Below are 22,677 nucleotides of genomic sequence, written 5' to 3' on the forward strand. Positions count from 1 at the left end.
CAAATTTTATTTATTTTCACAGTTATATTCTTTTTGACCTATCTCATATAGGTCATTTCCATATAGATCATTTATAACAATAGCAGGAAAATCTACCACTTCCATCTTCCTAATAGCTTCAGATCCTAAATCATCATATGCAATAACTTCAGATTTTTTAATAGATTGAGCTATAAGAGCTGCTGCACCACCCACTGCTGCAAAATATATAGTTTTATGATTTATAATAGAATCTCTTACTTCTTGATTTCTAGCTCCTTTACCTATCATTCCTTTCAATCCAGCTTCAATTAATTTTGGTGCATATGGATCCATTCTATAAGAAGTTGTAGGACCTGCACTTCCTATGGCTTTCCCTGGTTTAGCAGGAGTTGGTCCTACATAATAGATTATTTGTCCCTTTGGATCAAAGGGAAGATCTTTCCCCTCTTCTAATAATTTAATTAATCTAGCGTGAGCAGCATCTCTTGCTGTATATATGATCCCCGAGATCTTTACAGTATCTCCTGCTTTTAATTTTTCTATATCATGATCTTTTAATGGCGTTGTTAACTTCATTTTATAACCTCCATAATAAATTCTAATTTTTTATTGGATCTACGTCATATTACTTTTTATACGTTATCTGTGACTAAAGTTTTTTTCATTAATCTACACTAAATTAATTTGAGTTGCTGCTTGTAGAAAAGACTTAAGAAGATTTAACTCCTCCTTTTTATGGTTTCGCGAGGTTACGACTATTAGAAAATTATAAAGAGTCCCTCTTTTATACAGGTTCAAGAAAAAACATTTTTCACTCCTTTTCAAGGAGCGAGATACTTTTTCTCTGTAGCTAGAAATAAGTATCCAAAAAGAGCCAGAAGATTTATAATTGTCTTAATAAGTAAATCACGATTGTCATTGTAGAAACAGTACTGCTGAAGTGGAACGACTATAAACTTCGCTTTAAACCAAAAAAATATCCCTGGGAATCTCTGTGTTGATAGATTTTTTTAACTTTGAAAGTGATATTACTTTGTACTTTCATGTATACTAGAGCGTTCAACAAATTAAGTTCCGCAGTGTAACGAGGACTGTAGCTTTCAAAGCTCGTATATTAATATTTTACTTAGGAACAATATTCAAAGTTTGAGCTTTTCTTTCCTCTGTTTCTTTTACTCACTAAAAGAAATAGAGCCAGTTAAGAGTGGAACCCTTAGAATTTATTAGTGTAGTTCTTTATCTCATTTTCTCAAAATTCTATATTTATGAAATAAACTAATAGTTCTATGACCCTTGTGGTTACTCTGTGATGAAGAATTAATATTTTATAGGATTACTTCTTTATGTCTAGCAGCATGACAGTTTATATTGATGGCAACTGGCAGTGATGCAATATGGCAGGGATAAGCTTCTATTTTTACTGAAAGTGCAGTATTTCTTCCACCTAATCCCATGGGTCCTACTCCAGTTTTATTTACTAACTCTAATAATTCGTCTTCTAATTTAGCATTTATAGGATTTGAGCTGCTGTCATTGACATCTCTCATAAGGGATTCTTTAGCTAATAGTGCAGCCTTTTCAAAAGATCCCCCTATTCCTACTCCTACAATAATTGGAGGACATGGGTTCCCACCGGCACTCTTAATTGTCTCCACAACAAATTGTTTGATACCTTCGATACCATCAGCTGGTTTTAACATCTTGATAGCACTCATATTTTCGCTTCCTCCGCCCTTAGGAGCAAGTACAATTTTCACCTTATCGCTTCCAGGTACCAGCTTAGTATGAATTATTCCGGGAGTATTATCCTTTGTATTTACTCTGTCTAAAGGATCTTTAACAACAGATTTTCTCAATAATCCTTTTTCATAGCCCCTTCTAATTCCTTCATTGACAGCCTCGTATATATCGCCATCTATATAAACTTCGGTACCTATTTCTAAAAATACCACTACTATACCAGTATCTTGACACATAGGAACTCTATTTTCTTTAGCCAGTTCATGATTTTCAACTATTTGGTCTAATATATTTTTCCCTACAGGTGAAATTTCTGTTTCAGCCATTTTTTTTAAATTATCCAGAACATCGGAACCTAAATAGAAATTGGCATCCATACACATTTTTTCTACAGCATCTGTTACCTTAATTAAATCCAAGCTTTTCATCTAATCACTCCTCAAGTTATTAATATTGTATTGCCTTTTTTACTATTACAGTCTAAATAAATGCTATTTAAACTTCCAATATATTTTATGTTAATTTTTTAACAAAGTTAGCTGTAAAAAAAATTGATAGTAATATCAATTTTAGAGTAAGGTTATATTGAAATATAATAATTCAAAAATATAAGTATAAATTGTATAAAAACATTACAAAAATATATCTAATAAGATATATAACTCAAATTTTACTAAAAATCAAATAAAAAAATAAATATTTTTTAATGGAGGTATAAAAAATAATACTAACTATGTAGGCATTATAAGATATAATACTATAGAGGTGAGAAATGTATTTAAATGAGAAAAAAATATTAACACAAATCTATAGGTGGTTTTCATTTTATGAAAAAAATTCAACTTTAGAATCTCAATTAAAGATATTGAGTAAGAATATATCTATTGATTCAGGATTAGAAAAAGTTTTTGGCGTAGATGACTATAAAAATAAACTAGATTTAATCCCTAAAAATTGGGAAAGTCTGTACAATATTTTAGCTTTTGAGATTGAAAGTAGAAAAAATGGAAGTTATATAGTTGATACTTTAGTAGAATATGATAATTTAGGAGTAGAAGAGAACTTGAAGACAACTTTTAAATATATTTTTAGTCTAAAGTATGAAAAAAATGGAAAAAACAAGATGTTCATGCCTTTAATTCAGAGTGTAAGGGTATCTACACTGGGGATTCATGATCATGTTTTAGAAAAAAATATAAATAAGATCTTGGCATCACTGAATTATTTTTACCTTTTAATCGATAAAAACGACAAAGAAGTAGAATGTTTTAAAGAAATATTAAGTGAAAGTTTTAATCTGGATTTTCAGGGGAAAAATATTGATTCATTTAAAAGTCTAAAAAAATATTATATATCCAACAGTAAGGAGTATAAAAATTTAGACCATAGGATTGAAGATATTGAGATATTAGAAATTAAAAAAAATTATTATAAGATACAATTAATAATAAGTTTAAAGAAAGTAGACAGAAGAGATAACCTTTCGGAAAAAGAATTTTATGTAGACATAGAATTAGAGGATTGCGGCTCAGATTTATTGAAGATAATATCACTTAAAAATCAAGGTTGAGGAGGGAAAGATGTTTAAAAAAATAGAGATATCGAAAATAGGAAATGTCTTTGATTTGATTGGAAAAGATTGGATGCTGATTACAGCAGGAGATGAGAAAAAGGTTAATACAATGACAGCAGCCTGGGGAACATTAGGTGTGATGTGGAATAAGAATGTAGCCATGATAGCAGTAAGACCTGAAAGATACACCTATGAATTTATTGAGGAAAATGAGTATTTTACCCTATCTTTTTTTGATGAAAAGTACAAAAAAGATTTAGTTTATTTAGGTACTAAATCTGGAAGAGATGAAGATAAGATAGAAAATAGTAATTTAAATTTAGTAAAAGGGGAAAACCTGCCTTATTTTCAGGAAGCTAAATTAATAATAAAGTGTAAAAAAATATTTAGAAGTGAAATAGGGAAAGAAAACTTTTTAGATAATAATATAAATTCCTGGTATGATGGTCCAAATGATATTGGAGGAGAACATATCTTCTATATGGCCGAAATAATAGAGGTTTTAGAGTGTAGATAGACGTGACTTTTCATCTAAACAGTCCTTGGTAATTAGATAATAAAAAAAGAGAGCAATAATAAAAATTATTGCTCTCTTATATAAATTTTTATAAATTTTCGTTAAATTTTCTTATTTCAGCTTTAATCTCTTCAGCAGTGGCCATAGCCATTACTCTTTCAACTAATGCTTCACATTCTTTTTTATCTAAGTGGATAATATTTCTTTTAATACCTAATACAGATATAGCAGACATTGAGAATGCATCTAATCCCATACCAAATAAGATAGGAGTAGCTAATTCGTCTCCTGCAAATTCTCCACACATAGAGATATTGATTCCACCTGCATGAGCACCTTCAATAGATAATTTGATAGCTGCTAATACACCAGGGTTGAAAGAATCGTAAAGATTAGAGATTTTTTCATTTCCTCTGTCTACAGCTAGTGTATATTGAGTCAGGTCATTAGTACCAATTGAGAAGAAGTCTACTTCTTCAGCAAAATATTTTGCTCTAAATGCTACAGATGGAGTTTCAACCATTATACCTAATTGAATATTTTCATCAAAGTTGATACCTTCACTTTTTAATTCTGCTTTACACTCTTCTAAGATAACCTTAGATTTTCTAACTTCATCCAATGAAATAATCATAGGAAGCATGATCTTAACATATCCAAATCCAGAGGCTCTAAGTAAGGCCCTGTATTGAGTTTTTAAAATTTCAGTTCTGTCTAAACAAACTCTGATTGCTCTCCATCCTAAAAATGGATTCTCCTCTTCAGGTAGTTCCATATAAGATAGTGCTTTGTCTCCACCGATATCCATTGTTCTAATAGTTACAGGAAGTCCATTCATTCTTTCTGCAACTTCTTTGTATGCCTCAAATTGTTCCTCTTCAGTAGGGAACTTGTCAGAGTTCATAAATAAGAATTCAGTTCTATAAAGACCGATTCCATCTGCTCCATTTCTAAGAACACCTTCAATATCAGAAGGCCCACCAATGTTAGCCCATGCTCCTACAGTAATACCGTCTTTAGATGTAGCTTTTTTATCTTTTAATTCTTTTAATTCTTCTTTTTCAACATTGAATTTTTCCTTTGATTTAATAGCTTCTACAATCTCATCGTTGGTAGGATTAATAATAACTTTACCAGTCAATGCATCTACAATGATTGTTTCGTCATCTTTTGCATCGTCTAAGATAGTCTTTGTACCTACAACAGCAGGAAGCTCTAAAGATCTAGCCATGATAGATGAATGAGCAGTTTTCCCACCTATTTGTGTAACGAATGCTACAACATTTTTAAGGTCTATTTGAGCTGTATCTGATGGTGTTAAATCGTTTGCCACGATAACAGTATCAGCAGGAAGATTTCCTAAATCTATAATTGGAGTTCCTGTGATGTTATATAACCATCTTTTAGCAATATCTCTAAGATCTGCTACTCTTTCTCTCAAATATGGGTCATCTAAGTTTTCTAGCATATCGCAATATACTTCTATTCCTTGAGTCAATGCATATTCTGCAGAAATTTGATCATCTTCGATTAATTCAACTACTTCTTCAAATAGATCTTCATCTTCTAAAAGAGTGATATGACCATCAAAAATAGTAGCTTTATCCTCTCCTAATTTCTTAGCAGTCATCTTTCTGATTTCGAATAATTGCTCTCTAGATTCATCTCTACCATCTAATAATCTTTTTTCTTCATTCTTTGTATCCATTACTTTATCTTTATTGATAACCAATTCTGTTTCTTTATATAAAAATACTTTTCCAACAACAATTCCTGGAGAAGCATCTATACCTTCTATTAATTTTCTCATTTGAGAACCTCCGTAATTAAAAAATTTTAAAAAAAAGATAGAAGGTCAAACCTTCTATCTTAAGTGATTAGTCTCTTAAGTTTGCTAAAAGATCTGTTAATTTCTCAACAGCAGTATCAGCGTCTGATCCTTCTGCATGAACAGTTACGTTAGTTCCCTTTTTTATCCCTAAAGATAATAATTTTAATAAAGATGTTCCTTTTACTTTTTTACCAGATTCATTTTCAACTTCAATTTTTGATTCGAAAGTTTTAGCTACAGTTACGAACTCATTTCCTGGTCTTGTATGTAAGCCTGTGTCATTTGTTATTTCTACTGTTTTTGATGCCATTTTTTTTAATCCTCCTAATAATTTGAATAAATGTTTCTACAAATTTAGAATATCATAATTCAAAAAAAAGTGCAAATAATTTCGTTAAAACATGTCCATAAAACCCACATTATCCGTAAATAGAACTTAAGGTCTTAAAGTTGACAACCACTCTAGATCTACATCCTCATTATAATCGATCCCATCTGCTTCAAAACCATTTAAATTCATAAAATATTTTTTATATAATTTAAAATCGCATAACTCTTTGAAGTTCTCTTCTGTAATATCTTTATAGATATTCACACTTTCTTCCTGGATATCATTGCTTAATTCCCAAGAATCTGGTCTCATTCTACCTTGTACATCAAAATTAGGAGAATCTCCATATATCATGTCAGCAAGAAGTCTGTGAGTGTGTTCCATACACGGCTCTTCCTGTCCTTTTTCTGCCATAACTTTGAATAATACAGAAGCATAGATAGAAAAACATGGAATAAATGCACTGGCCTTTGTGGTGATTGCTCTGTTGACAGAAGTATACGCTTCTCCGCCCAATTTCTCACTAACCAAAGTATTTAATTTTATAGCGCTATTTTCTAAATGTTCTTTTGCTCTACCGATAGTTCCATCTCTATATACTGCACGAGTTATATCTCCGCCAATATATGAATAAGCTACACTTTTAAATCCATCGTTACAAACACCTTCATCTACTAAAGCATTTACCCAATGGCTCCAGTCTTCTCCGCCCATAACTTTTACAGTATTTTCAATTTCTTCCTCTGTCGCAGAGTCAACACTTAAATACTCGATCTCTTCTTTTTGAATATTTAATGTATATCCACCAAATTCTTCATTTATAGGTTTGATGCAAGATCTATGAACAACTCCAGTATCAGGATCTTGTCTTACTCCAGAAGCGACACTATATATTAGAAGGTCAATTTTCCCTCCAAATTCATCTTTTATATATTCAATAACTTCTTTTCTCATATCATGGGAAAAAGCATCCCCAATAAAGTTTTTAGCAACTAAGCCTTCTTTTTCCGCGGCCTCTTTAAACCAAATGTTGTTATACCAACCAGCACTTCCAACTTTTTTCTCTGTCCCTTCTTTTTCAAATGAGACTCCAATGGTATCAGATTTACTTCCACCAAATGCTAATGAAATTCTAGTAGATAATCCATATCCTGAAGACGCTCCTAAAATCAGTACTTTTTTCGCACCTTCATACTGCTTACTATTTTTTGCAACCTTAATTTGATCTTCAACTATTTTTTTACATCCCATGGGATGGCAGTTTAGAGCTAAACTTCCTCTTACTCTTGGTTTAATTATCATGTTTATTAAACACCTCCGTCTGATTAGTTTATCATAATATTTACTATATTTACAAGGTAATTTATAATATCTACCTTATTAAATTACTGTTGTAATTTAATAATTATTGTTAATTTTGTAACTAAAGCCCTATAAATGTTAACTTTTTTCTAAAATGGTTACTTTTGTTGAGTTTAAAGAAGGTTAAAAGCTGACTGCCCGCCTTCGGCGGACAAACATATTAGTGTGAAGAACTTATCATAGTGTAATATAAAATTTAAAAAAATATAATCTTGGATTTGAAAAACTATATACTTTTATAGGAATATATAGTTATAATTAGTAAGGTATAATATAGGTATACACACAAATAACTATAAATCCTACCATATAATATAGATGAAAATTGCAATAAGGAGTTGGTAAAGATGGAATTAACTATAAAAAAATTTATACAGGGTATAAGGAAGCAGATAAGTCAGAGTAATAAATTGGTCTTTAAAATACTAAAGCTGATCTTATTTACATTTGAAAATTATAAAAAAAGCAGATCGGATCTATGGTCATCTGCACTGACGTTTTACTCTCTTCTTACTATTGTTCCGGTAATAGCAATAGCCTTCGTAGTTACCAGGGGATTTGGAGTGGAAAAACTAATAAAAGATGAGTTATATAAAACATTTTTTTTACAGGATGAAATTTTGGATCAAATCCTGATTTTTTCCCAGAGAACATTGGAAAACACCAAGGGAGAATTGATAGCAGGAACAGGAATTTTATTTTTGATCTGGTCAGTAATAAAGATATTTTCTGCAGTGGAAAGATCATTCAATGAAATATGGAAGGTGCAGGAATCCCGGAGTTTTGTAAGAAAACTTACCGATTATATGTCATTAATATTTTTATTTCCATTGATCGTAGTGTTGTCTAATGGACTCTCAGCAATCCTGCAGATTTTTATATTAAAGATACATCCAGGGTTGATAGGAGTCTTAAATTTTATTCCACAGGTCCTTATAATAATATTTTTTACTCTTATATATTTAATTATTCCAAATACAAAGGTTAAACTATCTACAGCATTTATAGCAGGGTTATTTTCAGGAGTTGTATTTCAGATAACACAATCTATCTTTATCCACCTTCAAGTCAGCTTATTAAACTATAATGCTATCTATGGAAGTTTTTCCCTTATACCTATATTTATAATGTGGCAGAAGATAGTGTGGTTTATTATTTTATTGGGAGCTCACTTATCCTTTATTATACAAAACTCCTACAAATACACTTATACTATAAATGAGATAAATTTAAATTTTTCCTCTAAAAGAGATATATCCATTATATGTATATACTACCTCATAAAAAACTACGAGGAGAATAAACTACCCATGAGTACCAATGAACTGTCCCATAAACTGGGAATAGCCATAGGAGTGACTCAGGACATTCTCAATATGCTGGCAAAATCAAACTTCATAGTGGAGATAGTTACATCCAGCGATGAAAGAAAATATAAACTCTCTAAAAATATCGATATTCTCTCTATAGGATATATTATCTCAGAAATTACAGAGATAGGTTATAGTCAGAAGGTAGGAGACGAATCCAAAGAAATCTTAGAAAAAATAGACAGAGCCAGGGGAAATTTTCAATACGATCTATTATTAAAAGATATAGGCCCAAATAGTTAAAAATATAGATTTTAAATAAATACTTTTATCATCTTTTGTTATTTTATAAAAAAAAACTAAAAAACCACACTCCTGGTATCATTGACCTGAGTGTGGTTTTTATCCTATGTTAAACAAAACTTATTTTAGGTGAATCAGTGTTATTTTATTCATTCCTCAAAGCATCGATAGGATTTAACCTCGATGCCTGTCTGGCTGGATAAACCCCAAAGATAAGCCCTATTAAGGTTGAGATGATAACTGAGATTAATACAATTGCAGGGGAAACAATCGGTGATATATTTATAAAATAACCTATGATATTAGATATTAGATAACCTATGACAATCCCCAGTCCCCCTCCTACTAAAGATAAAATTATAGACTCTGTTAAAAATTGAAATAGGATATCTTTACTTTGAGCTCCAATAGCTTTTCTAATACCTATCTCTTTTATCCTTTCAGTGACACTGACAAGCATTATATTCATGACACCTATTCCTCCTACAAAAAGAGAGATCCCAGCAACAAACAGGATAAATATATTTAGTGTTTCTAAAATACTTTTTAATTCACTTCCCCTGGGGATTTTTTCCTCATAATCATAGATGTTAGAATGATTTCTTGATTCCAATTGCTGAATAACCCTTACAAGGATATCTTTTCCCATAAGGGGGTCTTCTGGCATGACTACGAGAGTTTCATAATTTTTTGTCCCTTTTATCCTTTCCATCTGAGCTAGAGGTATCCTGGTAAAGGTAGGCATCATCCTGGACAAACCAATCTCATTCATAGCAGAATCTGGATGTTGAAATACTCCTACAATGACAAACTCTTTTACTTTTTTTAGAGACCGAAACTCCAAACTTATTTTCTTTCCTAAGGGTGATTCTGAATTGAAGAGTTTTTTTGCCGTAAGATGATCTATTACGATAACAGGTGAGCCTTCTTCATACTCAATACTTAAAATAGGTCTTCCTTCTATATAGTTTACCCTGTCTACTTTTTCAAAATCAGGAGTAGTAGAATAAACAAGAGCCATCCTTCTGACATCCGGCCCCGTCTTATTTTTAATGGAGATCCTTTCACGTATACTAGGTGTTATAGCTTCAATTCCATCTATATTATATTTAATATCTTCAATGTCTTCCCTGTCCAATGAATAGATGCTTTTATATTCATCAGCATCGGTATCGACATTTATTTCATAGACACCAAATCCACTATTAGCTAAATTCCCGGTGATTTTTTCCTCTCCTCCTTTACCAATGGCAGACATTGCTATGACTGAAGATATTCCAATAATTATTCCCAGCATAGTTAGAAGTGATCTCATCTTATTACCTATTAAAGACTGAATTGAACTCTTAAATATCTCTATAAAATTCATGATCTATTACCTCGTTTTTTATTAATTTCCCATCGTGGAATCGGATAATCCTTTTACAGTTTGCTCCTACGTTATCCTCATGGGTAACCATAACTATAGTAGCTCCTTCATTATTAAGTTTTTTAAATATATCTATTATCTCTGCTTCAGATGCAGAATCTAGATTTCCAGTAGGTTCATCTGCCATAATAATTTCAGGGTTTACAACTAAGGCCCTTGCGATAGCCACTCTTTGACGCTGCCCTCCAGATAGTTCATTTGGCTTATGGTTGGCTCTATTTTCCAGCCCGACACTTTTTAGGGCCTCTAGAGCTCTCTCCTTTCTGAGTTTTGCATGTATTCCGCTGTAAACCAATGGAAGAGCTACATTTTCCCAGGATTTTAATTTAGGCAGGAGGTTGAAGGACTGAAATACAAATCCTATCTTTTTATTCCTGACTTCTGCCAATTGATTGTCATTTAAATTAGACGTATCGATCCCATCTAATTTATAAGTCCCGGAGGTAGGAGTGTCCAGGCAGCCTAAGATATTCATCATGGTAGATTTTCCGCTTCCGCTATGCCCCATAATAGCTACAAATTCCCCATTTTTGATAGTATAGGAAACATCATCTAATGCTTTTAATGTAAGGTCTCCAGTTCGATATATTTTATCTAACTGGGTTATTTCAATGACTGTCTCCCTATCCCTGTAATTTATAAGATTACTCATTAACTTTCACCCTGGCCTTTCTTTTTACCCCTGCCATTTCCTGTTTTGACCTCCTGGCCATTTTCTAAAGCAGCATAAGGATTCTTTAAGATTGAAATATCGTCTTCTAAATTATCTACTGCAACCATACTGCTATTACTGTCCTTTATACTGATATAGTTTTTTCTTATTTTCTGTTCAGCATTCAAAATAAATACATAGTAACCCTTTCCGTCCTCTAGAACAGAGACTCTTGGGATAGAAACAACATCATCTATGGAGCTTACAATTATATCTACCGATGAATTAAATCCAGGACGAAGTTCCTTAGGTAGATTTTCTATTGTGATTTCTACCTCTACGTAGGCTTCAGTATCACTTGCAGTGGAACTGTTGTTGTTATTGGAAGAGTTTGATACTGTAGCAGAAGAAAGGGTCGATATTTTACTAACAACACCATGAAACTCCTCCTGATAGGCATCTGGTCTTATTCTCACATCTTGGCCCAATGATATACCGTGAATACTATACTCCGGTACATTGGCAACTACAATAAGGTCTGAAAGATCGGCTACCTCAAATAGTTCTACCTCGGTGTTTACTCTGTAGTTAGCCTCTGCAATCATAGATATGATTGTCCCGTCGAAAGGACTCTTAATCTCATCTAACATCTTAGATAACTCCTCCTGAAGGCCTTCAATATCTAATTTAGACTTTCTTATATCGAACTCTAGATCCTCTATCTCCACCTGGGAAGATCCTCCTACTTCAAACATAGAGACAGCATTTTTCAGGTTTCTTTCCAATTTTTTTAGATTTATTTGCTCTTTTTTTAAGTTTCTGATGACGGTATTTTTGTCCTCAGGATCAAATGTCATGATAACCTCACCTTTTTTTACATAGTCTCCGGCACTGTAAAAAACTTCATCTACCTTGAGGGACCTATCGGCATACACGAGTTTTGTATCCCTTGCCTGTACTACTCCATCGGCTTCCACTATCTTTTTGAATGTAGATTTTTTTACACTGAATATTTGATATTTATTAGATATTTCTTTATTGGGATTAGTTTTATAATAGAAAAAACCTCCTCCTATCAATACCACAGCTGTCAGCCCTGCAATAATTTTCTTCATCTTACCTCCTATACTGCATCTCATATATAAATGCAGTCAATTCATTTTCTTTCTTCTCCAATTCAATGGAATTTATAATATAATTTTCATATTTTTCTATATAGTTTATATAAGTTTCGTTCCCCTGTTCATAGTTTAATTTATACATCATGTATGTCATCTCATCCACTTCTTTTTGGAGTTTTAGGTTTGTAACCTCTTTTACAAGAAAGTTGTATCTATTGAAATATTCATTTTTTAAATTCTCTAGGTTTTTTTCTAACTTTTTTTTCTCCATCTCCAGACGTTCCTTCTCTACCTCATAGGTAGCTGTGGTATTATCATATTCAAATAAAGTTTTATCTATACTCAACCTTACCAACCAGCCATCATTTTTCACATCATAGAAAGTTCCTGCATTGAGGTCAGGCCAACTGGTGCTGTAGGCCGAATATTTTTTATTTTCTTTCACTTGATCTATGGAAAGGTCTATATTTTCCATCGATCTATCACCAATATTATTGATATCACCGGTATACAATTTTTCTAATTTAGAATATTTTATATCAGAATAAATTCTTAGATTAAATACTGTTTCAAAAGTTTTTTCTATTTGGACCAAGTCAAGGTTTAGTTGTTCTATATCATTGTTTAAGTTTTTTAAACGCATCTTTGAATATTTATAGTCCAGTTTGGAAGATTGTCCTGTATTAAATCCTCTTTCAAGTTTAACGGCATCTGCTTCTAAACTAGGTAGCAGTCCTTTTTTTAATTTTAATTCGAGCCTCGTATCCATAAGAGTTTTATAGGTATCTATAAGTGATAGAATCTCCCCTTCCATCCGCTGATCTTCAAAGTTTAATCGGATCACTTCATCGATGGTGAATAAGTTTCTATTATATTTCCTGTCCCCATAAAATATATCCTTTAAGTTCTTTTCCAATCCGACTAACTGTTTATTTTCTCCATTATACTCCTCATCATATTCACCTTCATATTTAAGAAAGTCATATGAAGCAGATACCAATCCGCTAGACCTTTCACCATTCGCATCATCTGTGAATTTACCACTCCCTTTTAGATCAATACCATCTCTATCTATCCGTTCTATCTTTTTATTATCTATAGACAGTTGTTTTTGTTCTAAAGTACGATATTTGGCAGAATAACCATTTTCTTCTAACTGTAAGACAAGATCATCCAAAGTCATTGAATAGGATTGAGAGGATAGAAGTAATGCTGCTATAAGTAAACCTAATTTTTTCAAGATATTTCCCTCCTTTTATAAAAAAGCAGCATGACGCTGCCTCTAGACAAGTACAATTTATATTTTTATTATCTTTTATTTATTATATAAATTTTGTGACTTCCTAGATAGTGAAAAAGCTACCTACTAATTTTAGCAGATAGCTTTATTTTTCATTATTAAATATACAATAGTTTTGTGAAAATCCTGTGAAAATTTATACCACTGTTTAACTTATTTCTTCAGCAAATATATTGTCTATAATTTTTAACCCATCTATGGCAGCACTGGTTATTCCACCGGCATACCCTGCTCCTTCGCCAATCGGATATAATCCCTTTGTACTGATAGACTCTCCTGCATCATTCCTAGTAATTTTAACTGGTGCAGAAGTTCTTGTTTCAGGCCCTATTAGGAGTGCCTCATTGGATACAAAGTTAGGCATCTTCTTCCACTGATGGAAGGCTGATTTCATATTTTTCTTTATTACTTCTGGAAAAAAATCATTTAAATTTTCAGATTTCATTCTCATAGGGTAACTACTTTTTGGTAAAGAAGTTGATTTTTTATCTTTCATAAAGTCTACAACTCTCTGTGCTACTCCTCCATAATTTCCCACAGAACTATATGCATCTCTCTCTAACTTTTCCTGATATTCCATTCCACTGAATAGATGTTCACCAAATTCATTGGCTTTAATTCCCACTGCAATAGCGGAATTACTGAATTCTCCATCTCTTTTAGAGTAGCTCATTCCGTTAACTAAACTTGTATTTTTTTCAGAAGCAGCATTTACGATTACTCCTCCAGGACACATACAGAACGAAAATACTCCTCTGCTCTCCGCCTTGTTGTTATATGTCATACTGTATGTAGCGGCTTCTAAGTTTTCATGATTAGCAAATTTCCCATACTGCATCTTATCTATAGCTGCTCTAGGATGTTCGATCCTTGTTCCCATGGCAAAGGGTTTATTTTCCATGAATACACCATTTTGATGGAGCATCCTGTAGGTATCCCTTGCACTATGACCTATGGCCAAAACCAAATGTTCTATCTCTATTCTGTCTTTTTTACCATGAGATACTGTATCTACACCGATTACTTTATTGTCCTTTATAATGATGTTTTCAACCAAAGTGTCGAAGTAAAAAGTTCCTCCCATCTGTATTATTTTAGATCTTAGGTTTTTTGTTACAACTTTTAGTATATCGGTACCTATATGAGGCTTGTAGTCCCACATAATTTCTTTTTGTGCTCCTAATCCCACTAGAGTTTCAAATACATGGGTAATGTACTCACTCTTCACACGAGTATTTAGTTTACCGTCGGAATAAGTTCCTGCTCCTCCTTCACCGAACTGTATGTTAGAGTTTATGTCTAGATCATCATTTGCGTAGAAGTTATCGATAGATGCATCTCTTTCATCTACTTTTTTCCCACGTTCAAATATAATGGGCTTATACCCGTGTTCACACAGTCTAAGGGCTGCAAATAATCCAGCAGGTCCGCTGCCAATTACTCCTATACGACCTTCTAAATTCTTAGATTTTCTAGGTTTTACCTGCAGGGCCTTTGGTTTAACTAACCATTTATGTCCTTCTAAATTGATATCTTTCTTAAAAGTTAACTCCAAATTATATAAAAATTTTATCTGAGTTTTTTTTCTTGAATCAATGGATCTCTTTATATATTCTATATGGACAACGTTGGATATATCTATCCCTTTTTTTATAAGTTCATTTTTTATAGCATGATCCTGATTTTTTTCTATTGGAATCATTATGTTATTAATAACAGCTTTCATCTCTCACCTCGTTAGTTAATTTGTTTTTTATTTTTAATATAAGGGTTTATCTTGAATATTTTTATAACCAATATAAATCCCAATAAATTCATGAATATAGTGACTACCATACTAGCTATAGCGGCACCGCTTATTCCATAAACAGGGATTAAAAGATAGTTTAAAATAATATTGAACACAGCCCCTGCCATAGTTCCATATACTTGATATTTAGTTTTACCAGTCATTCGTAACATGAGCCATACTGAACCGACTCCCGCGTTAATAAACTGACCTATAGCACGATATACCACAACCTTGTATCCTACTTCATATTCAGCCCCGTATAGTGTTAGAACTAGATGTCCAAATATTAATATTAGGATAAAAGTAATCAATGAAAATAAACCTAGAATTCTGGTTGCTTTACAATAAAGAACTTTTAGCTCCTTTAATTGACCGTTGTGATACATATGGGAAATTTTAGGAGCAAATGCAGTATTAAATATGAGTAATACTACAGACGTACTTGTAGCAATCTGTGCTGCTACGATATATATTCCAACCTGAGTTTTATCGGTCATATGACCGATCATAACTGCATCTATCCTACTCATTATTTGGAACATAACTTCACTAAATAATGTAGGAAGGGAAAATATTATTAAAGTTTTACTAATTGTTATCCTACTAAATAGATCTTTATTTACTATTAAGTGGAGAATTAAACATATAAATCCTGCAATAAAGCTAGCATAGATAAGATTATTTGTATCCCTAAGGCCTATATAGTAAAGGAGTACAGTAATTCCAATAGTAATAAATTGACCTAGGATAGCTTGTATATTGAAATAAATTTTTATCTTACTCCTGCTAGAATATATACCTAAGAATAATTGTTGTGCAGATAATATCCATATTAATGGAACCATCCTTTTTAAGAATATATCATCAGCAAAAATATAAGTTATGATAGCTATAATAATTGAAGCTAGAAAGTTAAATAAAAATGCGAAACTAATATATTTACCTTCATTTTTAGGGAAAAAATACATGATTCCACTTTTTAACCCTACACCAGCAAATGTCATAATAAAGGCGATAATATTAAATCCATAGTTAAATCTACCAAAAACTTCACTTCCTAATAGTCGAATAGAAATAAAGTTGAATAATAAAGTAATCAAGCCTAACATTAAATATCCACGAAATGATTCTAAGATATCTTTTTTCAGTTCATTTTTCAAGAGATATCTCCTCCATAACTATAATATAATTTATTTTTACATACCATTATATCACACTTAAAATAGAATCAATATCTAAAAGATTGTACTTTCTTTATATAAGCATATAAAGGGAAAAAATAAAAAGGCCCATAATTTTCATCGAGCCTTTTTGATTAAGATACTCCTATGACATTTAGAGTCTACATCATGGTATTAGAAGTTAAAAAATTCAATAAGTTCACTTACTTTCTCCTATTGATGACTAAATCTGAAATTACCATCCTATAATTAAGACCTGCATGAATAATTTCTTCGGCCACATCTTCAGCTTTCATAAATGTTGAAAAATCATATCCTGAATCTATGTCATTCCAGAATGGAGTATCCATTCCCCCTGGATAAACTATAATAATTTCTATATTCCCACCACGGACTTCCTCTCTTACTGATTCAAGAAATCCCTTTGCCCCCCACTTGGCAGCACAATATATAGTTTCATTTTTCTTCCCTGTCTGTGCGGCAGTAGATAAGACATTAATAATTCTACATCTTCTTTCCAGATTCTTCATGTGTGTTACAGCCCTTGAAGTCATATTGATCAACCCAACTAGGTTGGAATTTAAGATAGAGCTTATACCGCCTTCTGTCAGCTCCTCCACACTTCCAAAGAATCCTTTCCCTGCATTATTATAGAGATACTCTATCTCTATATTGTCTGTTTTTAGATCTAAAAAAAATTTATCTACTTCAGATAGGTTAGAAATATCAATTTTAACACCTATTATTTTTACTTCTTGAGAAATTGTCTTCAGTTCTTTAATTGAAGTATTTAGTTTTTTTTCATCTCTTCCCATTATTATAACGTTTTTTCCTAGCTTTATTAGCTTTTTTGCCATTTCGTAACCCAGTCCCGAACTGCCCCCTGTTATCAATGAATATATCATTACTCCACCATCCTTTTTTTCATGTCAATCTAACATTTTAATTTTTTTTAATGTCTGTTGTTTTCAACCTAACAAAAACTTCTACAAATGCAGTTAGCTTTACAAGTCCTTCTTTAATTTACTTATTTTTTCACTTTTTTCCTCCTAATTTGTATTTAATCTAATAACTCAATAGAGAATATTTTTTGGTTGATATCTTTTCTTGAAACTGTTATCATAGAAGGATAATAGATGTATGATAAAGAATATGAAATAAAGGATTTTTTCTTAAATTATAGAATAATATATAAACTATAATATTTTAGGAGGGATCATATGAAAAGCTATATTTTATTGATGTCACTATTATTTACCGCTTGTGTTTCCAACAATCCCAGGACTAGTACGTCTATGAAAACCAATAAAAGTCTAGAGGCTACAGTAAGAGAACAAGGGATAGAGTTTAAGAAGCTACAGGAAGATAATAAAGAATTAAGGAAAGATATGGAAAATTTAAATAAAAGGATTCAGAAGGTTGAGGATTTTTATGAGTTAAATTAAGGAGGAACAATGAAAAAAACTTTTATTATAGGATTTATACTTTTGAGCATAGCAGCTAAGGGAGATATGGGGACAGATATTAAACAGAATCAACTTGTACTAGATAATGTTAAATCAGAAAATGCCCAACTCAGAGAAGAAATAAAGAGGTTAAGTAAAATCCTAGATAAATTAGAAATAAATTTAGCCAAGGAAGTGAAATTTGAAGATTTAGGGGTAGAGATAAGAAGGGATATAGAAAGTTTCACTCTAAAGATCGCAAGTGAAGATCTCAGTCAAGGAGAGTATAATAATATACTGGATAATTTTATAGAGATAACTAAATATGATTCTAAAGATCCTGTTATTTTCAGTGGGAATAAGATAAATACAGAATTTTTAAGTTCTTATTTTACCGAAAAGGGATTTGATCCTGATAGGATAACCATAGAAATAAAAGACGAGAATGACTCAGCATCGGATGAAAAGGAGATAAAGGTCGTTGATACAAGAATAATTTTGAAAAAAAAAGAGAATTAAATTCTCTTTTTTTTATTGTTTTTATTGGCGTAGAGACGTGAAGTTGTAAAAAAAACAAAAAAAAACAAAAAAATAAAAAGAAAAACAGAAAAAACAGGTATAGTTAAGATAGGAGTTATTAAATATAGGAGGTAATAGTTATGAAAAAAATATTATTTGGACTTTTAATAGTCGGAGCTCTTTCAGCTTGTTCAAGCTCAGAGGAAAAAGTAGACATCCCAACTCAAGTTCAGACATTGAATGAGACTGTGTCTACTCAGATACAAGAATATGAATCATTAAAAGCAGAAACTGAAGAATTAAAGATGCAGGTACAAGAGTTAAATGATCTAATGAATGAATCTAAAAACTAGGAGGAATATTATGAAAAAAATATTATTTGGACTTTTAATAGTCGGAGCTCTTTCAGCTTGTTCAAGCTCAGAGGAAAAAGTAGATATCCCAACTCAAGTTCAGACGTTGAATGAAACTGTATCTACTCAGATACAAGAATATGAATCATTAAAAGCAGAGACTGAAGAATTAAAGATGCAAGTACAAGAATTAAATAATTCAATCAATGAATCTAAAAACTAGGAGGAATATTATGAAAAAGATATTATTAGGACTTTTAATAGTAGCGGCTCTTTCAGCTTGCTCAAGTTCAGAGGAAAAAGTAGATATCCCTACACAAGTTCAGACATTGAATGAAAGTGTAGAGATGAATGCTGCTACTCTAACAGATGTTAAGTCTGGAAATGAAGAAATTAGAGCTCAATTAGAAGAAGGTCAGCAAAAAGCTGCTGTGATGGCAGAACATATGAAGATGGTAAAGGCATTTGAAGGAACAGGTGTTACTGTAACTGCAGTAGACAATGGATTACATCTTACTCTTCCTGGAGATACAGCTTTTCAATCAAGTAAAGCAGTATTAAATGAGAGTATAAAAACAATATTAGATCCAATTGCTGAAACTTTAATGACTTATCCGGGAACAGATGCTGTAATTAAAGGTCATACAGACAGCTCAGGGCCTGAAGAATTCAACCAAAAATTATCAGAGGATAGAGCCATGGCAGTTTCTACTTATTTAATGGATAAGGGAATTGATTCTTCTAGAATAGAAAGTATAGGAGTTGGAAGTTCTGAACCTACTGATGATAACGATACCAGAGATGGAAGAACGGCAAATAGAAGAGTTGATATAACAATCACATATTAATAATTTTGATTTTTAATCTATTATAAAAGTTAATAACATTAGAACCTGTAAACTAGACACTTAAAAAGAGTGTCAAAATTTACAGGTTTTTTATATATTCTAGATTATCAAATTAAATGTAATACTTGATTCTCCACAGAATTCTGTATGAATTTTTTTATTACTATTTAGTTTATAACCAATTAAGTGTCTAGCTTAGTTTATTTATCAACTCTTGTGATGGACCTTTATATTGATTATCCCCTTTAAAACTCTTAGTATGAATTGCTTGCTTCGGACATTGATTATAACATGCCCAACATCCATTACACTTACTATGATCTACTTGTGGATATGGGATCATTTTAATCGCTTGATAAGCACAGACTTTTACGCAATTTCCACATTTAACACATTGCTCTTTGCTGATTTGCTGAATTCCAAAGTCTTTTTTCACTTTACTTCTTGACATACTTGGTATGAATTTTTTTAAACTAAACGCACCAAATATTGATTTTAGATCTTCAGTATTTTTTATCCGAATAATAGTGTCATCTATTTTATTAATAAACAAGTTGAATTCTTCAATATCTATTAAAGATGGAGCATTTTCAGCGTGTTTCCCCTTTCGCTTCATAGGTGGATAATTCATGGGAGTCTTTAATGAATATCCTAATATAACTTTATAGCCTCTTGCTTCAACTTGTTTTGCGAACTCAATTTGTGTAGAGCCATTAAACCCTGCATATGTGTTAAGTACAAAAGCTGGTTTGCTAGATACAGGGTTTAGTGATCCAATAAATCTTTTCATCAAAGTTGGTGGTCCGAGATATTCTGTAAATGATGAAAAACCAACAATATCATACTCGTCCGGAGACTCAACTTCTTCAGTAGCTATGTTGCATAATTTGATTTCTGCATTTCTAATATGATTTTTCAGATAGTTAACTGCTAACTTAGTATTTCCTGTGCTGGAATAATAGTAAACTATAACTTTCATAATTTTCCCTCCCTTTATCTAATAAACTGATATTTCCCCTCTTTACGCGGATATGGCTGTAGAGGTTTTAACGCTCTATAGCCTAATGAAATAGCACGTTGAGATATTTGATTGTCCGCTAGATTCAATTTTTTCTTGTACTTTTCCCCTTCTTCACTATTTAGAAGCATGTTTATTCCATCAATCCAACAGGCTCCAATACCCATCGACTCAGCAGCAAGCAAAATGTTTTGAGTAGCTGCAACACATTCTGCTTCTGGCATCATTGCTTCTTTGTCTGCCGATACCACTATTACCGTTGGTGCGTTATAGAAAAGATGATAGTTTTCGCTGCTGTTCAGCTTTCGAATAATATCAATAGATGATTTTTGACCAATTTTTTTCGCTTCTCTACTTAACTCATCAAGTAACTCTGGGTCTTGAATAATGGTGAAATTCCATGCCTGTTGCTTATGAACTGTTGGTGCATGTTGCCCGGCATCAATAATTGCTATGATTTGTTCATCTTTTAATTGCTCACTCTTAAACTTTCTAGTCATCCTTCTTCTTTTAATCGTATTTAGAACATCATTCATAATCTTACATCTCCTTTTTAATTATTTAGTTAGTTTCCGCACGAACTATATTTATAAATAAAAATACTCTTCCGAGTATCTATATTTCACTTAAATTATCTATCACTTGATCAACATTTTTTTCAAAACTAACTTTAAGGTCAGTGCTAAAGTTTGAGTAGAACTTAGTCATTAATTCATCTTCTAACTCTGCTAGAATATTACGAAGTTCTTTTCCCTTTTCTGTTAAAGCAATCGAGAACGATCTTTTATCTTCCGCCGAGTCTATTTTTTCTATGAAGCCTAATCTATGGTATTTGTTAATGACTTCAGACAATGATGATTTAGATATTTCCCAACTATTGAATATTTCTGTAAATGCTAATGGTCTTTCAGCATCAGATAAAAAGTAAAAAAGGGGTAAATGGTTTTTCAAAATTGGCAAACTAAGCTCTTTAATCCTTTTTGCATAAAATTTTTCTGTCAATACAATTACATCTTTAAGTTTAAGAGCAATACAATCGCAATTCACTGTGTCATCCCCTCCTAAATAGTTCGTTCGTGTACGATTTAAGTTTAACATATACTATTCGTGTTGTCAACAAGTAGCTAAATGTATTTATTAGCTATAAAAATCATATTTCATAACTTTCTTTAAAGAAATATTATTTTATTTTTTATAGCAATATATGTTATTATTTGGTTAAAAATGCCTAACGATATAAATAAAAAAGAGGAGGAATTATGTTTGATTATCACATTCATTCGGAATTTTCTGATGATTCATCGGAAAAAATGTCTAATATTGTAGAGGAAGCTATAAGAAAGGGTGGAAAAAAGTTATGTTTTACAGAGCATAAAGAGTTTAATTATCCCGATAAAAATATTAAATTTAATTTAGATTATCAGGGATATGAAAAAGAATTTGAAAGAATAAAATCTATCTATGGAGAGCAGATAGAGCTTTATATGGGAGTGGAAATAGGAATACAGGCAGGGGAAAAAAATATCCAGGAGCTAATCAAGTATACAAATGAACATAAATTTGATTTTATTTTGGCATCTGCTCATTGTTTAGAAGGGGTAGGGCTATATGGTATGGATCCTAAAGTGAATAATCTAGATGACCTTTTTTCAAAATATTTTCGTGAGATGCTAAATGTTTTTAAAGAGTTTAATGATTACGATGTAGTGGGTCATATAGACTTAATAAGAAGGTACTTTTTAGAGGCACAAACCCATGAATTAGGAGAGTCAAAAGAGGTGCTGAGGGAACTTTTTGTCCACATAATACAAGAGGGAAAAGGGATAGAGATAAATACAGGTGGACTTTTTTATGATTCTGCTAATATAAATCCTACCTTGGATATAATTAAATTTTATAGGGAGATGGGAGGAACAATAGTTACTATAGGAAGTGATTCCCACATAGCTGAAAGAATACTCAGTAACTATGAAAAAGCTATGGATTATCTAAGATGTACAGGGTTTGAATATGTGACTACCTTTGAAAAGAGAAAAAAGACTCTTCATAAAATAAAAAAATAAATTTTTA

24 protein-coding genes are annotated in these 22,677 nt (G+C 31.8%); 9 read left to right on the forward strand and 15 right to left on the reverse strand.

All coding sequences use genetic code 11. The features are described from left to right. Positions 1-6 precede the first annotated feature (6 nt). Complete coding sequence (locus tag K337_RS0106270; protein WP_028855856.1) at positions 7-558, reverse strand: Fe-S-containing hydro-lyase; 552 nt, start codon at positions 556-558, stop codon at positions 7-9. 749 nt (positions 559-1,307) lie between these two features. Next, the gene (locus tag K337_RS0106275) at positions 1,308-2,150 is read right to left on the reverse strand and encodes a fumarate hydratase (protein WP_028855857.1); all 843 of its coding nucleotides are present in this window, start codon (positions 2,148-2,150) and stop codon (positions 1,308-1,310) included. A gap of 344 nt (positions 2,151-2,494) precedes the next feature. Between K337_RS0106275 and K337_RS0106280 the strand changes: the two genes are divergently transcribed. Both K337_RS0106280 and K337_RS0106285 read left to right on the forward strand, forming a co-directional pair. Next, positions 2,495-3,292 (forward strand): hypothetical protein, encoded by a 798-nt coding sequence (locus K337_RS0106280; protein ID WP_028855858.1) that lies wholly within the window; start codon positions 2,495-2,497, stop codon positions 3,290-3,292. Positions 3,293-3,302: 10 nt separating this feature from the next. Next, positions 3,303-3,812, forward strand: coding sequence for a flavin reductase family protein (locus K337_RS0106285; protein ID WP_028855859.1), 510 nt, complete (start codon positions 3,303-3,305; stop codon positions 3,810-3,812). An 88-nt stretch (positions 3,813-3,900) separates the two neighbouring features. On the opposite strand, the gene ptsP is transcribed toward K337_RS0106285, so the two are convergent. The 3 genes from ptsP to fabV all read right to left on the reverse strand — a co-directional run bounded on the left by ptsP (position 3,901) and on the right by fabV (position 7,276). Next, positions 3,901-5,622 carry a phosphoenolpyruvate--protein phosphotransferase gene (gene ptsP, locus K337_RS0106290; protein WP_028855860.1) on the reverse strand — a complete coding sequence of 574 codons (1,722 nt, stop codon included), beginning with the start codon at positions 5,620-5,622 and terminating at the stop codon, positions 3,901-3,903. Positions 5,623-5,689: 67 nt separating this feature from the next. Continuing rightward, positions 5,690-5,953, reverse strand: coding sequence for an HPr family phosphocarrier protein (locus K337_RS0106295; protein WP_028855861.1), 264 nt, complete (start codon positions 5,951-5,953; stop codon positions 5,690-5,692). Between the two features lie 126 nt (positions 5,954-6,079). After that, on the reverse strand, positions 6,080-7,276 hold the full coding sequence (fabV, locus tag K337_RS0106300) for an enoyl-ACP reductase FabV (RefSeq protein WP_028855862.1): 1,197 nt from the start codon (positions 7,274-7,276) through the stop codon (positions 6,080-6,082). A gap of 407 nt (positions 7,277-7,683) precedes the next feature. Here fabV and K337_RS0106305 point away from each other — a divergent pair, with 407 nt between their 5' ends. Further along, entirely contained in the window at positions 7,684-8,949 is a 1,266-nt protein-coding gene (locus tag K337_RS0106305; RefSeq protein WP_028855863.1) for a YihY/virulence factor BrkB family protein, read from the forward strand. Between the two features lie 145 nt (positions 8,950-9,094). Here the strand turns inward: K337_RS0106305 and K337_RS0106310 are convergent, their stop codons facing one another. From K337_RS0106310 to K337_RS0106340, 7 genes are all read right to left on the reverse strand, one after another. After that, positions 9,095-10,318 (reverse strand): ABC transporter permease, encoded by a 1,224-nt coding sequence (locus K337_RS0106310; protein WP_028855864.1) that lies wholly within the window; start codon positions 10,316-10,318, stop codon positions 9,095-9,097. After that, on the reverse strand, positions 10,296-11,030 hold the full coding sequence (locus tag K337_RS0106315; protein WP_051251637.1) for an ABC transporter ATP-binding protein: 735 nt from the start codon (positions 11,028-11,030) through the stop codon (positions 10,296-10,298). Before K337_RS0106315 ends, K337_RS0106310 begins: the two co-directional genes overlap by 23 nt. Further along, on the reverse strand, positions 11,030-12,145 hold the full coding sequence (locus K337_RS0106320; RefSeq protein WP_028855866.1) for an efflux RND transporter periplasmic adaptor subunit: 1,116 nt from the start codon (positions 12,143-12,145) through the stop codon (positions 11,030-11,032). Before K337_RS0106320 ends, K337_RS0106315 begins: the two co-directional genes overlap by 1 nt. A gap of 1 nt (position 12,146) precedes the next feature. Continuing rightward, positions 12,147-13,391 (reverse strand): TolC family protein, encoded by a 1,245-nt coding sequence (locus K337_RS0106325; RefSeq protein ID WP_028855867.1) that lies wholly within the window; start codon positions 13,389-13,391, stop codon positions 12,147-12,149. 208 nt (positions 13,392-13,599) lie between these two features. Further along, positions 13,600-15,177 carry an NAD(P)/FAD-dependent oxidoreductase gene (locus K337_RS0106330; protein ID WP_028855868.1) on the reverse strand — a complete coding sequence of 526 codons (1,578 nt, stop codon included), beginning with the start codon at positions 15,175-15,177 and terminating at the stop codon, positions 13,600-13,602. A gap of 11 nt (positions 15,178-15,188) precedes the next feature. Continuing rightward, positions 15,189-16,403 (reverse strand): MATE family efflux transporter, encoded by a 1,215-nt coding sequence (locus tag K337_RS0106335; protein WP_028855869.1) that lies wholly within the window; start codon positions 16,401-16,403, stop codon positions 15,189-15,191. A gap of 224 nt (positions 16,404-16,627) precedes the next feature. Continuing rightward, a complete protein-coding gene (locus K337_RS0106340) occupies positions 16,628-17,329 on the reverse strand; it encodes an SDR family NAD(P)-dependent oxidoreductase (protein ID WP_028855870.1) in 702 nt (233 codons plus the stop codon). Between the two features lie 315 nt (positions 17,330-17,644). Between K337_RS0106340 and K337_RS0106345 the strand changes: the two genes are divergently transcribed. The 5 genes from K337_RS0106345 (at position 17,645) to K337_RS19105 (ending at position 19,589) form a co-directional block, all read left to right on the forward strand. Beyond that, on the forward strand, positions 17,645-17,869 hold the full coding sequence (locus K337_RS0106345; protein ID WP_028855871.1) for a hypothetical protein: 225 nt from the start codon (positions 17,645-17,647) through the stop codon (positions 17,867-17,869). A 9-nt stretch (positions 17,870-17,878) separates the two neighbouring features. After that, positions 17,879-18,388, forward strand: coding sequence for a hypothetical protein (locus K337_RS0106350; protein WP_028855872.1), 510 nt, complete (start codon positions 17,879-17,881; stop codon positions 18,386-18,388). A 140-nt stretch (positions 18,389-18,528) separates the two neighbouring features. Further along, positions 18,529-18,741 carry a lipoprotein gene (locus K337_RS0106355; RefSeq protein WP_028855873.1) on the forward strand — a complete coding sequence of 71 codons (213 nt, stop codon included), beginning with the start codon at positions 18,529-18,531 and terminating at the stop codon, positions 18,739-18,741. A 10-nt stretch (positions 18,742-18,751) separates the two neighbouring features. Further along, positions 18,752-18,964, forward strand: coding sequence for a membrane lipoprotein lipid attachment site-containing protein (locus K337_RS0106360; RefSeq protein ID WP_028855874.1), 213 nt, complete (start codon positions 18,752-18,754; stop codon positions 18,962-18,964). 10 nt (positions 18,965-18,974) lie between these two features. Next, complete coding sequence (locus K337_RS19105; RefSeq protein ID WP_051251638.1) at positions 18,975-19,589, forward strand: OmpA family protein; 615 nt, start codon at positions 18,975-18,977, stop codon at positions 19,587-19,589. Positions 19,590-19,779: 190 nt separating this feature from the next. On the opposite strand, the gene K337_RS0106370 is transcribed toward K337_RS19105, so the two are convergent. The 3 genes from K337_RS0106370 to K337_RS0106380 all read right to left on the reverse strand — a co-directional run bounded on the left by K337_RS0106370 (position 19,780) and on the right by K337_RS0106380 (position 21,654). Continuing rightward, positions 19,780-20,568: an EFR1 family ferrodoxin gene (locus K337_RS0106370; RefSeq protein WP_028855875.1), complete on the reverse strand. Its 789-nt coding sequence runs from the start codon at positions 20,566-20,568 to the stop codon at positions 19,780-19,782. A gap of 14 nt (positions 20,569-20,582) precedes the next feature. Further along, positions 20,583-21,143, reverse strand: coding sequence for a nitroreductase family protein (locus tag K337_RS0106375; RefSeq protein WP_028855876.1), 561 nt, complete (start codon positions 21,141-21,143; stop codon positions 20,583-20,585). A 79-nt stretch (positions 21,144-21,222) separates the two neighbouring features. Continuing rightward, positions 21,223-21,654, reverse strand: coding sequence for a MarR family winged helix-turn-helix transcriptional regulator (locus tag K337_RS0106380; RefSeq protein WP_051251639.1), 432 nt, complete (start codon positions 21,652-21,654; stop codon positions 21,223-21,225). Positions 21,655-21,866: 212 nt separating this feature from the next. On the opposite strand from K337_RS0106380, the gene K337_RS0106385 reads away from it, so the two are divergent. Continuing rightward, on the forward strand, positions 21,867-22,670 hold the full coding sequence (locus K337_RS0106385) for a histidinol-phosphatase HisJ family protein (RefSeq protein ID WP_028855878.1): 804 nt from the start codon (positions 21,867-21,869) through the stop codon (positions 22,668-22,670). Positions 22,671-22,677 lie beyond the last annotated feature (7 nt).

Source organism: Psychrilyobacter atlanticus DSM 19335 (genome assembly GCF_000426625.1).
GTDB lineage: Bacteria > Fusobacteriota > Fusobacteriia > Fusobacteriales > Fusobacteriaceae > Psychrilyobacter > Psychrilyobacter atlanticus.

Coding starts and splice junctions, on each gene's coding strand:
- K337_RS0106270 (WP_028855856.1), bottom strand. CDS start 558: ATGAAGTTAACAACGCCATTAAAAGATCATGATATAGAAAAATTAAAA.
- K337_RS0106275 (WP_028855857.1), bottom strand. CDS start 2,150: ATGAAAAGCTTGGATTTAATTAAGGTAACAGATGCTGTAGAAAAAATG.
- K337_RS0106280 (WP_028855858.1), top strand. CDS start 2,495: ATGTATTTAAATGAGAAAAAAATATTAACACAAATCTATAGGTGGTTT.
- K337_RS0106285 (WP_028855859.1), top strand. CDS start 3,303: ATGTTTAAAAAAATAGAGATATCGAAAATAGGAAATGTCTTTGATTTG.
- ptsP (WP_028855860.1), bottom strand. CDS start 5,622: ATGAGAAAATTAATAGAAGGTATAGATGCTTCTCCAGGAATTGTTGTT.
- K337_RS0106295 (WP_028855861.1), bottom strand. CDS start 5,953: ATGGCATCAAAAACAGTAGAAATAACAAATGACACAGGCTTACATACA.
- fabV (WP_028855862.1), bottom strand. CDS start 7,276: ATGATAATTAAACCAAGAGTAAGAGGAAGTTTAGCTCTAAACTGCCAT.
- K337_RS0106305 (WP_028855863.1), top strand. CDS start 7,684: ATGGAATTAACTATAAAAAAATTTATACAGGGTATAAGGAAGCAGATA.
- K337_RS0106310 (WP_028855864.1), bottom strand. CDS start 10,318: ATGAATTTTATAGAGATATTTAAGAGTTCAATTCAGTCTTTAATAGGT.
- K337_RS0106315 (WP_051251637.1), bottom strand. CDS start 11,030: ATGAGTAATCTTATAAATTACAGGGATAGGGAGACAGTCATTGAAATA.
- K337_RS0106320 (WP_028855866.1), bottom strand. CDS start 12,145: ATGAAGAAAATTATTGCAGGGCTGACAGCTGTGGTATTGATAGGAGGA.
- K337_RS0106330 (WP_028855868.1), bottom strand. CDS start 15,177: ATGAAAGCTGTTATTAATAACATAATGATTCCAATAGAAAAAAATCAG.
- K337_RS0106340 (WP_028855870.1), bottom strand. CDS start 17,329: ATGATATATTCATTGATAACAGGGGGCAGTTCGGGACTGGGTTACGAA.
- K337_RS0106345 (WP_028855871.1), top strand. CDS start 17,645: ATGAAAAGCTATATTTTATTGATGTCACTATTATTTACCGCTTGTGTT.
- K337_RS0106350 (WP_028855872.1), top strand. CDS start 17,879: ATGAAAAAAACTTTTATTATAGGATTTATACTTTTGAGCATAGCAGCT.
- K337_RS0106355 (WP_028855873.1), top strand. CDS start 18,529: ATGAAAAAAATATTATTTGGACTTTTAATAGTCGGAGCTCTTTCAGCT.
- K337_RS0106360 (WP_028855874.1), top strand. CDS start 18,752: ATGAAAAAAATATTATTTGGACTTTTAATAGTCGGAGCTCTTTCAGCT.
- K337_RS19105 (WP_051251638.1), top strand. CDS start 18,975: ATGAAAAAGATATTATTAGGACTTTTAATAGTAGCGGCTCTTTCAGCT.
- K337_RS0106370 (WP_028855875.1), bottom strand. CDS start 20,568: ATGAAAGTTATAGTTTACTATTATTCCAGCACAGGAAATACTAAGTTA.
- K337_RS0106375 (WP_028855876.1), bottom strand. CDS start 21,143: ATGAATGATGTTCTAAATACGATTAAAAGAAGAAGGATGACTAGAAAG.
- K337_RS0106385 (WP_028855878.1), top strand. CDS start 21,867: ATGTTTGATTATCACATTCATTCGGAATTTTCTGATGATTCATCGGAA.